Origin of the sequence: Colwellia echini (assembly GCF_002843355.2) — a bacterium.
In the GTDB taxonomy this organism is placed as follows: domain Bacteria; phylum Pseudomonadota; class Gammaproteobacteria; order Enterobacterales; family Alteromonadaceae; genus Colwellia; species Colwellia echini.
Genome location: NZ_PJAI02000092.1, coordinates 1 through 527 on the forward strand (window position 1 = coordinate 1; position 527 = coordinate 527).

Sequence of the window (527 nt, forward strand, 5' to 3'; positions counted from 1 at the left end):
CCGCCAGCGTTCAATCTGAGCCATGATCAAACTCTTCAATTAAAAATCGTTTGTGTAACCTCATCGCAAGCGATGTGTTACTGCTCAATGAATTCTGTCGTGATACCAACCGAAGCTGATATCGCATTACATAGTCGTTACCAACCGAAGTTAGTAACTATATTTATTTGCATGAACATCATTCATTAAGCGTTTTTTGTTCCGAAGAACTATGTAAAACAACATTAATGTGAGTGCTCACACAAATTGCATGATAACTAATTGTTAAAGAAATACAGAAGGTAAACACATTCGCTACTCTTCTTACTACAGGCCTTGCCCGAGTGAGATGCGCATTATACGCAACTAAACCTTAAAGTAAATACTTTAATTAAACTATTTACTAAAACAGTATTTTTTAATCTAATCACTTTGTTATCAGATAATTAAATTAAATTAAAAAATATTGTTTCATTTAAAAACCCGTAACATTGTTACGGGCTTTTCAGAGCTTTCGCTCAAATTAAAAGTCAAGTAATGTCCCGCTA

General features: G+C 33.6%; 1 protein-coding gene. It reads left to right on the top strand.

What is annotated here, in order from left to right; genetic code table 11:
• On the top strand, positions 1-189 hold a 189-nt coding region (locus CWS31_RS17780), incomplete at its 5' end, for a hypothetical protein (RefSeq protein ID WP_211355869.1).
• Between the last annotated feature and the right edge of the window lie 338 nt (positions 190-527).